Source organism: Streptococcus sp. 23.2 (assembly GCF_016648665.1).
In the GTDB taxonomy this organism is placed as follows: Bacteria; Bacillota; Bacilli; order Lactobacillales; family Streptococcaceae; genus Streptococcus; species Streptococcus salivarius_E.
Map to the genome: position 1 here is coordinate 32,379 of NZ_JACLQJ010000007.1, position 13,963 is coordinate 46,341.

11 protein-coding genes are annotated in these 13,963 nt (G+C 40.2%); 9 read left to right on the forward strand and 2 right to left on the reverse strand.

The features are described from left to right. Window positions 1-75: 75 nt before the first annotated feature. The 3 genes from H7T98_RS05170 (at window position 76) to H7T98_RS05180 (ending at window position 3,432) form a co-directional block, all read left to right on the forward strand. A complete protein-coding gene (locus H7T98_RS05170; protein ID WP_201061407.1) occupies window positions 76-2,091 on the forward strand; it encodes a M13 family metallopeptidase in 2,016 nt (671 codons plus the stop codon). 133 nt (window positions 2,092-2,224) lie between these two features. Then, a complete protein-coding gene (locus H7T98_RS05175) occupies window positions 2,225-2,548 on the forward strand; it encodes a hypothetical protein (RefSeq protein ID WP_080978413.1) in 324 nt (107 codons plus the stop codon). 50 nt (window positions 2,549-2,598) lie between these two features. Next, on the forward strand, window positions 2,599-3,432 hold the full coding sequence (locus H7T98_RS05180; protein WP_070577005.1) for a metallophosphoesterase family protein: 834 nt from the start codon (window positions 2,599-2,601) through the stop codon (window positions 3,430-3,432). 140 nt (window positions 3,433-3,572) lie between these two features. Here H7T98_RS05180 and H7T98_RS05185 read toward each other — a convergent pair whose 3' ends face one another. After that, the gene (locus H7T98_RS05185; protein WP_201061409.1) at window positions 3,573-7,079 is read right to left on the reverse strand and encodes a KxYKxGKxW signal peptide domain-containing protein; all 3,507 of its coding nucleotides are present in this window, start codon (window positions 7,077-7,079) and stop codon (window positions 3,573-3,575) included. Between the two features lie 366 nt (window positions 7,080-7,445). Then, on the reverse strand, window positions 7,446-8,711 hold the full coding sequence (locus H7T98_RS05190) for a threonine/serine ThrE exporter family protein (RefSeq protein ID WP_002891300.1): 1,266 nt from the start codon (window positions 8,709-8,711) through the stop codon (window positions 7,446-7,448). A gap of 326 nt (window positions 8,712-9,037) precedes the next feature. On the opposite strand from H7T98_RS05190, the gene dhaK reads away from it, so the two are divergent. The 6 genes from dhaK (at window position 9,038) to H7T98_RS05220 (ending at window position 13,892) form a co-directional block, all read left to right on the forward strand. Then, complete coding sequence (gene dhaK / locus H7T98_RS05195) at window positions 9,038-10,027, forward strand: dihydroxyacetone kinase subunit DhaK (RefSeq protein WP_201061411.1); 990 nt, start codon at window positions 9,038-9,040, stop codon at window positions 10,025-10,027. A gap of 31 nt (window positions 10,028-10,058) precedes the next feature. Beyond that, window positions 10,059-10,634 (forward strand): dihydroxyacetone kinase subunit DhaL, encoded by a 576-nt coding sequence (gene dhaL, locus H7T98_RS05200; RefSeq protein WP_084871246.1) that lies wholly within the window; start codon window positions 10,059-10,061, stop codon window positions 10,632-10,634. A gap of 3 nt (window positions 10,635-10,637) precedes the next feature. Next, on the forward strand, window positions 10,638-11,012 hold the full coding sequence (dhaM, locus tag H7T98_RS05205; RefSeq protein WP_013990335.1) for a dihydroxyacetone kinase phosphoryl donor subunit DhaM: 375 nt from the start codon (window positions 10,638-10,640) through the stop codon (window positions 11,010-11,012). Between the two features lie 14 nt (window positions 11,013-11,026). Continuing rightward, window positions 11,027-12,010 carry a Gfo/Idh/MocA family protein gene (locus H7T98_RS05210; protein WP_084871247.1) on the forward strand — a complete coding sequence of 328 codons (984 nt, stop codon included), beginning with the start codon at window positions 11,027-11,029 and terminating at the stop codon, window positions 12,008-12,010. Between the two features lie 143 nt (window positions 12,011-12,153). Continuing rightward, window positions 12,154-13,245, forward strand: coding sequence for a glycerol dehydrogenase (locus H7T98_RS05215; RefSeq protein WP_201061413.1), 1,092 nt, complete (start codon window positions 12,154-12,156; stop codon window positions 13,243-13,245). A gap of 302 nt (window positions 13,246-13,547) precedes the next feature. Then, window positions 13,548-13,892: a hypothetical protein gene (locus tag H7T98_RS05220; protein ID WP_022496780.1), complete on the forward strand. Its 345-nt coding sequence runs from the start codon at window positions 13,548-13,550 to the stop codon at window positions 13,890-13,892. Window positions 13,893-13,963: the final 71 nt, after the last annotated feature.

Here is a 13,963-nt window from a genome sequence, read left to right on the forward strand (position 1 = left end):
CAAAAACAGCTTGCTAAAATAAGTGTTCTAATGATATAATACAAATATATTAATTTAATTTTATGAGGAGTATTTATGAAAAAGCGTAAGAAAATTATTCTTGGCTCCATAACGGGAGCTTTGGCCTTAGCTCTTGCTGGAGGCGGTTTTTGGGCTTATAAAACCTTTGTTCCGCAAGAAACGCCAATTGATAAGAATGCTACGGTAGCTTCTAATTTTTATCAAGCTGTTAACAAGGACTGGCTCCTAAAAGCCAAAATTCCTGCTGATTCTCCAAGCATTGATAATTTTTATACTCTAGATGAAGATATCAAAGGCAAGCTAAAGAAGGATATCAAAAATTTAGGGGAGGGCAAGGAAACGTCAGATATTACGGGAATGTCTGAGTTTATCACCTTCTACAAGGCTGCTAGTAATTACAAGCAACGTGAGAAAGATGGACTTGAACCTCTCAAACCTTATCTAAAAGAAATTGAGGATATCAAGGATGTAAATGATTTGGCCAGTAAATCTGCTAGCTTGACTGATAAAGGGATTCCTCTTCCATTTGGTTATGACGTAGGAACTAACGCAGAGAATACCAGCCAAAAACAAATCCAATTGAGTCCCCCAAGTATCTTATTGCCAGATGTGTCTATTTATAAAGACGAGGCCAGCAAGAAACAATATTTAACTCCAATGGAAACAGCCACGCAAAAAGCTTTGGAAATGCTTGGATATAGTGAAAAAAATAGTAAACGCATTGTCAAAGAAGCACTGGAGTTCGACGAAAAAATTGCTAAGTACAGTCTCAGTAATGAAGAGATGTCTGAGAGTAAGAATTTGGTTCACCCTAAAACAGCAGAAGAGATTAATGCCTACTCTGGTTCTTTCAAATTATATGATGTCATCAAAGGCATTATGGGACGTGATTTAGAAACCATCAATGTCCCTAATACCAAGTATTTTGAGAATTATAGTAAGGTCGTTAATCAGGACAATTTTTCTAAAATAAAATCATGGATGTTGGTGCAAGAAGCTATGGCAGCGTCAAATTCTCTAACAGAAGATTACCGCTTGAATTTTGAATCGATTAGCATGGCTATTATGGGCACACAGAAGCCAATTTCTAAGGAAGATACGGTTTACGAGATGAGTGTCAATCTGTTTAGCGATGTCATGAGTGTCTATTATGGACGTAAATACTTCGGTGAGGAAGCCAAGACTGATGTGACAGGCATGATTGATAAAATCAAAAATGTCTATCGTGGCCGTCTTCAACAGAATAATTGGTTGACGGAAGGCACACGCAACAAGGCCATCGAAAAGTTGGATAAAATGAAGGTTTTTGTAGGTTATCAGGAAGATGTCGATCCTGGTACTAAGGAACTACATCTTGACCCTAACAAGTCCTTCTTTGAACTGTCAGAAGACATTGCCCAGTTCGGAAAACGTTATACCATTGACCATTTTGATGAGCCTATTGATAAGAATAAATGGTCTGGTTCTGCTTTTGATATCAATGCCTATTACAACCCAGAAAGCAATAGCATCAACTTCCCAGCTGGCATTTTGCAAGCTCCATTTTATGACAAGAACCAAAGTACTGAAAAGAACTATGGTGGTATCGGTGTCGTGATTGGACATGAAATTACCCATGCCTTTGACTCCAATGGTGCCGACTATGATGAGAACGGCGACATGCATAACTGGTGGACAAAAGCAGATAGTAAAGCATTTGACAAGAGAATCAAAGCCTTTGAAGACCAGTGGAATGGTTTGGAAATTTACGGGACTAAGGTAAATGGAAAACTCACAGTCACTGAGAATGTCGCAGATGCTGGCGGTCTTTCATCCACACTCCAAGTGCTCAAAACAGATATGACAAAACCTAACCTCAAGGATTACTTTGAGAACTACGCAAATATTTGGAAACAAAAGGCTAGCCTACAGTACAATAAATATACCATGGTACAAGACGTCCACGCACCAAATGAGTTGCGTGTTAACCAACAACTTAAAAACCTTCCTGAGTTTTATGAGGCCTACCCTCAGATTAAGGAAGGAGACGCCATGTATCTAGCACCAAGCAAACGCATTAGTTTGTGGTAAGATGTGTTGATATTTTGTAAATCAACAAGAAGAGAATTTGGAATGGAAACATCCCAGGTTCTCTTTTTATGTTGTCACTTTGGAGAATCATTTTCTAGTGTTATAATGTTGCTATTAAGGAAAGGATTCAAGAATGATGCATAAAAGGAATCTGATAGAAGATAATAAAAGAGGTGAGAATCAGAGCTTTCTCTACTTCCTACACGAGGAGAAAAAATTTGACGTAAAAGCACTTGATGATTTGTGTCACTACATCATAGAACTGGATACAATCAGTCTCGAGGAGCTGAGAGATATCCATTATATTGAAAATCAAATACTACGCCATCTCGTGTATCATTTTGATGATAATGATCTAAGTAAGATTTCAAATCTCCCTTTTGAGTATTGGGAGTATATAGAGCCCTTTGAACGTTTGGTGGCATGTTTGTATGAGGGTGATGGTGAGGAAGAATAGTTGTTCTTATATTAGTTTTAACTTAGTAGACCATCAGTAAAGGAGTATAGATGAAACATCGTATTGCAATTTTGTCAGATATTCATGGGAATACAACAGCTCTTGAAGCAGTTATTAAGGATGCACAAGAGTTGGGTGCAACAGAATATTGGTTAATGGGGGATATTATATTACCTGGACCAGGAAGAAATGAACTCTTTGAGCTTCTGTCTTCTATCCCGATAACAGCTACCGTTCGAGGAAATTGGGATGATTGTGTTTTGGAGGCTTTAGATGGGGAATATGGTCTGGAGAATCCACAAGAAGTTCAGCTCTTGCGACTTACCCAGTACTTGATGGAAGAATTGGATACTGAATATGTTGATTGGATACGTTCTCTGCCTCTGGTTTTGAAGAAGGAAATCAATGGGATTCGTTTTTCTTTGACGCATCACTTACCGGAGAAGAACTACGGAGGTGAGTTACGTCCAGCTAATGATACCAGTCATTTTGATCAGTTATTAGATGATCAAACAGATATGGCGATTTACGGTCATGTGCATAAGCAATTGCTTCGTTATGGTAGTAAGGGGCAACAGATTCTTAATCCTGGTACGATTGGGATGCCCTATTTTGATTGGTCACCCCTGCAAAATCATAGGGCTCAGTATGCCATAATCGATGTCGAAGAAGATGGTGTTACTAATCTCCAATTTCGAAAGATTGCCTATGCTTATGAAGCAGAGTTGCAGTTAGCCAAAGACAAACAGTTGCCTTATATCGAGCTTTATCAAGAATTACGAAGAAATGACAATTATCCAGGCCATAATAAAAACTTGCTCGAGCGTTTAAATCAACAGTATGGCTATGCTAAAGATGTCAAGAAATATTTTGACTTGAAGTAGATTGATGATAGAGATTTTGCCGGTAGCCTTACTAGGTTTTAGACAAAAAGAAAACACCAGAAAAAATGATTTCTGGTGTTTTTGAATACATTTTGGCAAAAATGAGGTATTTTTAAATGCTTACAGTTGTTAGTTTGATATTAATCCTTTTTCTCTGTAGCTACGCCATTTTCGTCAATAATATAGGTTTTTCCATCTTTTTCAAGCGTAGTGTTAGTGGTAATTGGAGAACCTTTTGAGTATGGACTAACTGATATCGGCATTTCAAAATGATAAAGTTTACCATCAAACTCTGCCCATTCGCCACTAAAAGGAGTAGTCATATAAATTTCAGGGTTGAAATAATAAAGCCTATTATCTTCTAACCGAATGACACCTGTTTTTACAACTCCATTTTCATCAGAGATACAGAAACCATTCCAAGAGGTCGAGGTGTCTGTAGCTGTATTCCTTAGAAGTCGTCCTTTAGGGCCCAAAAGATAGGTCTTTTCATTGATAGTTTTTAGATATGTTCGGTCTTCAGCTCCCCATGGTGGGCTAATATAGTAGGTTTCATTATTGTGATTAACCCACCCGAACTGTAGATGACCGTCCTTATCAGCATAATAGTATTTGTAGTTGCCGTCAATATCATTAGCAAGCATACTACCGTCTTTTTTGAAGAAATAATCGAAACCACCTATCTTGTATGTATCATTTCGAACTTGGTAGCCATCTTCTTTAAAATAAACACGTTTACCGTCAATAGTTGCCCAACCAAATATCTGGCTTCCATCCTCGCCAAAATAAGTATATTTTTTAGAAAAGTAATCGCCTGTTTCATGGAATTTATTTACGAACATAGCACCAGTATCGTTATCGAAGAAATAGTACTTTCCATCAAGCAGAAGTCGTTTTCCTTTGGCTTGTTTTCCAGTTGGATCAAAGTAGTATTTTTGATGATTAATAATTTGAAGTCCAGTGGCTAACTGTCCATTTTCTTTAATATAAGCCCAATCACCATCTTTATCTTGAATAAATTGTCCAGGTTTGTTCATCGTTACATAACCATTTTGGTCAATGACATAACGAATACCATTAAGTTCAAGTGTTCGGTTAGTCCACATAGCTCCGCTGTCTCTATCGAAATAATGTGTTTGACCGTCAATTTCGACAAGTCGTCCCTTAGCTTGTTTGCCCTCTTTATCAAAGTATAGAGTGACATTATCTATTGAATGGAGTCCGGTGACAGCTTTTCCCTCGTTATCAAAGTAGTACCAATTCCATGCATCATCGTGTTCGAAACGATTTGTTAGTTTAGTTTCGGTCGCTACTCCTTTATCATCAATGAGGTAGGCTTTTTTATTGTAAACTAAGGTCTTGGAAACTGTAAGAGGGGAAGTTTCGGAAAGCGAACTTGTTCTATTGAAAGCATAGAATTTATTGTCACTTTGAATTACAGTTTCTTCAATCTTGGTTAAATCTGTGTTTTCTGGAAGTAGATGTCCGATGTAAAAATCATTGTTTTCATCAAGATAGTATAGATTACCAAAATCATCATCAATAATACGTTTAATCTTATCGGTCTTTGTTCGTACTCCGTGGTTAATAATGTCTACTTCTTCTCTGACGGTATAGGTTCGGCTTCTTCCAGATTTGTAAGTTCTGTTTATGCTAGGTTCTAAGTGGTATAGCTTACCATCAATCGTTTTCCATGTAGGTGTTGTAACTGTAACCATTTGGGGGATATATCTTTCATGGTAAATATCTCCTTTATTTTCAAAATAATAGAGTTTACCATTATTTGCAGTGCTAACACCAGTAAGTACCCTCCCATCCTTATCTGTACCTACGATGCCATGGTAGTAAGTATAATCATCCATATACTGACGTACGAGTAAAGGTCCGAGATAGTTTTTCAGAAGTTTACCTTCAAAATAATAATAATCCTTGCCACCTTTTGTGACAATAGCAGTGACTGCTGAACCAGAATTTGAAAAATAGTAGTCATCACCATTAATATGATGTTCTCCGGTTAGTACTTGACCAAATTTATTGGAGCGATAACTAGTATTTAAAGTTCCAGCAAAGACACGTAATGACTGAATATAAAAGGCATCTTTTACCAATTTTCCATGATTATCAAAGAGGTATTTTTGTCCTTTGAAGGTAGTAAGAGCATTTTCAACTCGACCAGTATGATCAAAATAATAAAGTTGATCGCCAACTCGATGCCATCCATAGTAACGTCGACCATCAGAACCATAATAGACGTTATACGTTTTTTCAAATGGTTCCCATCTTCTGATTTCAACAGTCCATGTATCCCAATAGTTGGTTTTTACAGCACCTGAATAGTGACTAAAATAGTAATGGAAGCCGTCTATGATTCTTTCGCCATTTTTCGCTTGACGACCTTCTTCATCAAAGTAAAGAGTTACTCCATCTACATTTTGCCATCCTCTTAGTTTTTCTCCTGTTGCGGTGTAATAATACCAGTTGCCTGAGGAATCCTCTTCGAAATGGCCACCAGAAACAAGTGGACGTTGAGGAAGTTTCTGTTCAGTTTCAATCAAAAGTCCATTAGCTTCTGCGTGGTAAGTTTTTCCATTAATAGTGATGTCGGTATTTATGACTTTATGACCACTATCCTTATCAAAGTAATAGGGTTCGATACCTATTGTAACGATTTCACCCTTGGCCTGAACACCGTCTGGGTAGAAATACATGTCGAAGCCATCTATAGTCTGTTCGCCTGTTAGAAGTTTCCCTTCTTTATCACTATAGTACCAGTTGCCGTCGTCATCCGACCAAAAACGGTCACGAACCAATTGGCCAGTATCTTTTTGAAAATAATAGGAATTTCCATCTAGGATGACAAAGGCATCTTTAGCTTGAACACCATTAGGGTAAAAGTAGAGTGGAATATTGTCAATAACTTGGCTACCAGTAAGTGCTTTCCCGTCGTGGCCTAAATAGTACCAATTTCCATTCTTATCAGATGCAAAAGCATTACGGGTAAGTTGTCCACTATCTTTCTCAAAGTGATATGTTGATCCATTAACGTGACGGGTGTCTCCTTTGACTTGCTTACCATCGGCATCGAAGTAGACATTCACATTATCAATATTTTGCATACCAGTAAGTGCTTTCCCATCCTTAATATAGTACCAGTTGCCCTGATCATCGCTAGTGTAATGACCGCCGGATATTACAGGACTTTCTTCTACTTCATGGGCTGTATTTGTTTCAGAATGTGATGTTTCAGAGCTTACGACTTCACTGCTAGTAACAGTAGAGACTTCCGAACGAAAAGCTTGTTGAGAGTTAATTTCAGAAGTACTTGTTTCTGGAACAGTTGCTTCAGTGGTACTTAGGTCAGATTCAGTAGAAGTAGTTTCAGTGATGTTTTCTCTTGTATTGGGGGCGTCGAAAGATTTGTTTTCTTCTGGTTTAGTAATAACTTCATTAGTTGACGAGCTTACGACATCAATTGCGTTTTCTTGGATGCTGTTTTCAACAGTTGGTTCTGAGGTGGGGTGAGTCTGTTCAGCTGCGGACACATAGCCCAAGCTTGCAAAACTAAGTCCTAGAGCTAGACCAGTTACTGCAATGGTTACCCATTGCTTTTTTACTTTGTGAAGTTTAAAGTATACTTTCTTTTCCATGATAATGCTCCTTTCATTAAACTGAACAATGTTAGCAAGGATATGGTTAACTCATGAGTAAAATTAAGTTAGTATTATAGTTCTATTGCTTACATATCAAGTTTATCATCACATTTTAATAAAATCAAAGAATTATGTAAGCGTTTTTGCTTTTTGTATAAACTCTTTCCAACTCTACTCAAAACAAAACTGATAGTATATGAATGATGAATTTTCATTAAAGAGAGTTAATGATGTATTTGCTTTAAGTTAGCAGCGGATAGATCCTTGAGTAGGGTATTTTTGATATTCTTAATATGCTATTCACTGATTTTAGAACGTCATCAAAAAAGCCACTGGCATACAAAACCAATGGCTTTCAACAATTTATTTTTTCTTCCCTAGTACAAAATAGCGGCTAGGGATTTGTTGTGTCAAACTGACTGCGATGGCGATGGTAAATGAGGCCAGGAAACAAGCTCGTAGGAAGCTGAGGCCGAGGTCTGCATTTCCGATTAAGAGGAAGTAGACCGCACGGTAGAAGCTCATCCCTGGGATGAGTGGGAACATGCTTGAGGCTAGGAAGACTGTAGCTGGACATCTACGGTAGTGGGCCAAAAAGCGTGAGGTGATAGTGACTAATAGGGCTGGGAAGAGGATGGCGAGGACCTCGTGATGGGTATTGTTCCAAATCAAGAGGTAGAGGAGCCATGAGCCGGCACCTAGGGTCCCAAGGTCTAAGAAGTATTTCTTAGGCACTCGGTAAAGCACGGAGAAGGCTGCTGTCCCAAGTCCTGCCATGAAGGTCTGAATCAAGACCCCCAGCCATGAGGTTGACGGTGTTGAGAATATGCCTGATAACTGTTCCGCAAAGGGGAGGATGGAAATCATGGCAAGAACACCGACAGAGATAGATAGACAAGTGGAGACCCCTGACAACATCAGGGCCAGACCGCTATAGTAGTTGTTCTGGGTGAATTCTCGAATGGCATTTACAAAGTAAGCCCCAGGAATCAAAATCATCAAGGTGCCCAGAATAATCACGCTACGATGTTGCCCGATACCCAAATAATAGAGAATGTTAGCTGATAAAGCGGCAATGGCACTAGAAAGGATAATCTGCAAGAAACTGGTATGAATAAAACGGGAAAAGAGTTGCATGCCAATCCCTACAAAAACTCCCGATATAGCCGCAGCAGTTCCATCAATCCAGCTACTTCCAAGGGCTAGCGAGAAGCTCCCTGCACCAATGACACAGGCTATAATATCCTCTAAAGGACGATAGAAAGTCTTCTGCTCAATGGTTTTCAGCTTTTGGAAAATGCTAGATACAGGCTGATTTGGCTGTTCTGCCAGTTCTCGAGACAGGCGGTTTACTTCCTCTAGTTTACCTAGATGGATAGACGGGACTGAGGTAGCTAGGACACGAGACTCTTTAAGACCTGAGCGGTTGAGTCCAGAAATCATGACTCCTCGATTGACCACATAAGTGGAGAAGTCTCTGATACCAAGAGACTTGGCCATGTGTCCCATGGTGTCTTCGATACGGTAAATCTCGGCACCGCTCTCCATAAGGACACGGCCTGCCTGAAGGACGGCATCCATTTCATTTTTGGTTTCTATTTCTGTCTCTCTTGGAAAATCGATGGTCATTTGAACCTCCTTATCACTTAATTCGTCATTCCATTATAAGGCTTGAATGGTGGTTTTTCAATAGCTTTGACGACTAAAATAGGACTTTCTATGAGATTTTTCTTCTACTTAATGATAGGGGGCAGGAAAATGGAGGGCTTGCCTTTTGCCTTGCTATTGGTAGAGGCAAATGCTACAATTAAATTATAAAATGTATGCGTTTACATATTTTTACGCTACCTTTCTTAAAAAGCGTTTAAGTCCTTTATTTATAGGGGTCTTAGCAATTAAAGAAGGGAACAAATGTAAGTGCAAATAGATGATACCTTTGAAAAGGAGACAATTCCATGAAAAAAATTATCAATAAACCTGAAAATGTTGTGACAGAGATGCTAGATGGTTTGGCTTATGTTCACAGTGATTTGGTGCATCGTGTTGAGGGGGTTGACATCATTGTAAGAAATGAGCAGGCTGCTGGTCAAGTTGGTCTCATTTCTGGTGGTGGAAGTGGTCATGAGCCAGCCCACGCTGGTTTTGTGGGTGATGGTATGCTTTCAGCAGCCATCGCAGGTGCAGTGTTCACATCACCAACACCTGATCAAATTTTGGAAGCTATCAAGGAAGCAGATCAAGGGGCTGGTGTCTTCATGGTTGTTAAAAATTATTCTGGGGACATCATGAATTTTGAGATGGCTCAAGAATTGGCTGAAATGGAAGGTATCGAGGTTGCCAGTGTCGTTGTGGACGACGATATTGCTGTGGAAAATAGCCTCTATACTCAAGGTCGTCGTGGGGTTGCAGGTACCATTTTCGTGCATAAGATCCTAGGTCATGCGGCTCGCGAAGGTAAGTCTCTGGCTGAAATCAAAGACTTGGCTGACAAGATTGTTCCTAATATCCACACCATTGGTTTGGCCCTTAGTGGTGCGACGGTTCCTGAGGTTGGTAAACCTGGTTTTGTCCTAGCAGAGGATGAAATAGAGTACGGTATTGGTATCCATGGTGAACCAGGCTATCGCAAGGAGTCTATGCAACCTTCTCGACAGTTAGCTGAAGAATTGACAGGGAAACTCCTTGAAGCCTTTGAGGCTAAGGCAGGTGAACGCTATGCCCTTCTCATCAATGGTATGGGTGCGACACCTCTCATGGAGCAGTATGTCTTTGCTAATGATGTGGCAAGTATTCTTGGAGATGCCGGACTAGATGTGGCATATAAAAAATTAGGTAATTACATGACATCTATTGATATGGCAGGCCTCTCATTGACTCTGATGAAGATTGAAGATGAGGCTTGGCTTGAGGCTTTGGAGAGTCCAGTTAAGACTATTGCTTGGTAGTCTGACGTGAGAACTAGAAATTAGGTATATTATGGATAAAACAGTTGCAGTAAAATGGATGCAAGACTTTGACCAAAAAGTTGAAGCAGAAAAAGACCACTTGTCTGAATTAGACGGTCCTATTGGAGATGGTGATCATGGTGCTAACTTGGCGCGTGGTATGGCGGCAGCCATTGAGGCTATTAACACTACTGAACCAAAAAGTGCAGCAGAAGTTTTTAAGGCGGTGTCAATGGCCTTGATTAGTAAGGTTGGTGGTGCCTCAGGTCCGCTTTATGGGTCTGCCTTTATGGGCATGATGAAGGCTGAACAAGCTGGTCAGGATTTGGCAGGTGTGCTTGAGGCAGGTCTCGAGATGATTAAAAAACGTGGCCATGCAGAAGCCGGTGAAAAGACCATGGTGGATGTTTGGCATCCAGTTGTTGAAGCTGTCAAACAAGGCCAACTCACCATTGATGTCATTGATCAAGCTGTTCTTTCAACCAAGGAAGTTGCGGCTACAAAGGGGCGTGCCTCTTATGTCGGTGAGCGATCAATTGGTCACATTGACCCAGGTTCCTATTCGTCTGGCTTACTCTTCAAAGCCTTACTAGAAGCGGAGGAATAGGACATGCCAGAACTTGGAATTGTGATTGTATCCCACTCTGCTGATATCGCTAAAGGTTTGGTGAGTCTGATTCGTGAAGTTGCACCAGATATTCCTTTAACGGCTACAGGCGGTCTTGAAGATGGTGGACTGGGATCTAGTTTTGACCATGTTCAAGTAGCAGTGGATAGTCAGCCTGCTAACCGTCTCTTGGCCTTTTATGATCTGGGCAGTGCTCGCATGAATTTGGAGATGGTTGAAGAATTTTCAGACAAGGAAATCCTTATTCAGCAGGTACCTCTCATTGAGGGGGCCTATGCGGCATCAGCCTTGCTTCAGGCAGGAGCGAGTGAAGTTGAAATCTTATCACAGATAAATGAATTAACCATTCAAAAATAGAATAAAGGAAAACTATGACAAATCAAATTAAGTATAAATGGGCTAGTCTTGGGACGGGTGTTATTGCCAATGAATTAGCGCAAGCACTTGCAGCACTTGGCGGTAAACTCTATTCCGTTGCAAATCGTACCTATGATAAGGGAGTGGCCTTTGCTGAGACATATGGTATTGAAAAGGTTTATAAAGAGATTGATGAAGTGTTTAAAGATCCTGAAGTGGATATTATCTACATTTCAACGCCTCACAATACGCATATCAATTTTCTTCGCAAGGCACTTGCAGCAGGTAAACACGTCCTCTGTGAAAAATCTATCACCTTAAATAGTGAGGAATTGGCAGAAGCTATCCAACTCGCCGAAGAAAATCATGTCAAACTGGCAGAAGCCATGACCATTTTCCATATGCCTATCTATCGAAAACTATCTGAAATCGTGGAAAGTGGTAAGCTAGGTCCCCTTAAGGTTATTCAGATGAACTTCGGTTCTTATAAAGAATATGACATGACCAACCGCTTTTTCAATCGTAATCTAGCTGGTGGTGCCCTACTTGATATCGGTGTCTATGCCCTATCCTTCGTGCGTTGGTTTATGACATCACAACCGACAGAGATGGTTTCACAGGTTAAATTAGCTCCAACTGGTGTTGATGAACAAGCGGGTATTCTCCTTACCAATGCAGAAGGGGAAATGGCGACGGTGACGCTAAGTCTTCATGCTAAACAACCTAAACGTGGCACCATCGCTTATGACAAGGGCTATATCGAACTTTACGAGTACCCACGTGGGCAAAAGGCGGTCATTACCTATACGGAAGATGGCTCACAAGAAGTCATCGAGTCAGGAGAAACTGCCAAAGCCCTCCAGTATGAGGTCCTAGACATGGAAGCAGCTGTTGCAGGCGAGGATGATCATACCTACCTCAATTACAGCCGAGATGTCATGGAGCTCATGACTCAACTCCGCAAAGATTGGGGCTTGGTCTACCCAGAAGAAGAGTAGCGATTAGATGATAAACAAGACCAGTATAATGTACTGACTACAAAAGATAGACAGTCTCTTAAAAGGATTTAGCCCTGCATAAGATAGGAATAGGTCCATTTAACCGATTCTATATAAATACATTTATGTCAAAGGAGAAAGACATGAGAAATTTTGCAAGTCCGTCACGTTACATTCAAGGTGAAAATGCCTTATTTGAAAATGCAAAAGCCATTTCAGAATTGGGAACTCATCTTGTTTTACTATGTGACTCAGTCGTTTATGATATTGTAGGTAAACGTTTCGAAGGATACCTTGTTCAAAATGGACTCACAGTTGTACCAGTCTTCTTTAATGGAGAAGCATCGGATAATGAAATTAATCGTGTGGTCAGCCTAGCCAAAGAAGAAGACTGTGATTTAGTTATTGGACTCGGTGGTGGTAAGACTATCGATAGTGCAAAAGCTATTGCAGACCTTCTACAATCGTCAGTTGTTATTGCCCCAACTATCGCATCTACAGATGCTCCAGTTTCAGCTTTGTCTGTTATCTATACTGACGAGGGTGCCTTTGAGCGCTATATCTTCTATTCTAAGAACCCAGAGTTGGTTTTGGTGGATAGTAAAGTGATCTCTCAAGCACCAAAACGTTTGTTAGCATCTGGTATTGCAGATGGCTTAGCAACTTGGGTAGAAGCTCGAGCAGTTATGCAAGCCAACGGAAAAACTATGCTAGGTAAACACCAAACTCTAGCAGGGGTTGCCATTGCTGAACGCTGTGAAGAGATTCTTTTTGCAGATGGTCTACAAGCCATGGCTGCTTGTGAAGCTAAAGTGGTAACGCCTGCCCTGGAAAATATTATTGAAGCTAATACCCTTCTTAGTGGTATTGGATTTGAAAGTGGTGGTTTGGCTGCTGCTCATGCCATCCATAATGGTTTCACAGCTCTCACTGGCGATATTCACCATTTGACTCATGGTGAAAAAGTAGCCTACGGAACTCTTGTGCAATTGTTCTTAGAAAATCGTCCAAAAGAAGTTTTGGATAAATACATTCGCTTCTATCAACAAATTGGCATGCCAACTACTCTTAAAGAAATGCATCTTGAAAATGCAAGCTACGAAGATCTTCTCAAGGTTGGTCAACAAGCGACTATTGAAGGAGAAACTATCCATCAAATGCCATTTGAAGTGAAAGCCTCTGATATTGCCCAAGCAATCGTAGCAGTAGATGCTTATGTTAATGGATTGGACTAAGTAAATGAGGTCTTTTGTAAGGAAAGTGCCTCTATTCCCGTATAGGAATACTATCCCCCTCAGGCACTTATCCCAACAGGATAGACAAATTGTTATAGGAAAGGGTTCAGTTCTGTATTAGATAGGACTGAGCCCTTTTTACTATTTAAAAACCAATATTTCCAAAGTCCCTCAAAGCGGTTTAAGAACTTTTGAAAACATAAAACATTTTCAAGAAATCTTGATTTAACAGTCATTTCCCTTGTGTAAGCGTTTCAAAAGGTGTATACTATAAATGAAAAGATAGGAAAAGGAGATGACTAGTGGCTAGTATTACAATTGAAGCGAGCAAGGTAGCTAGAAAGAGTCCTATTCGCGTAGACACTAGTCTTGTGGGGACAGTTTCTGGAGTGGAAGACGTGAGCGTTTCCCTACCATCGTCAAAAGCTCGTTTGAGTGTCGGAAAATTGGGTTACAAGTCTAACACTATTACGGTGGAGGACGGGCAAATTGTCCGTGTTACTAGCAATTTTCTAAATCGCTTTATAGCGATAGCGCCATTGTTACTTTATCTTGTTGGAGGTCGTTATCTTCCACTTGTTGCTGTCCTATCTACTATAATTTTGCTTTTTAGCTTACCTTTTCTCAAGTTAGAAATCGTAGGCTGATTAGAATCGGGAGTGGCTTAGCCCTCTGTTTGATACCTTTAACTCACTTTTTCATAATAATGCTAGGCCAC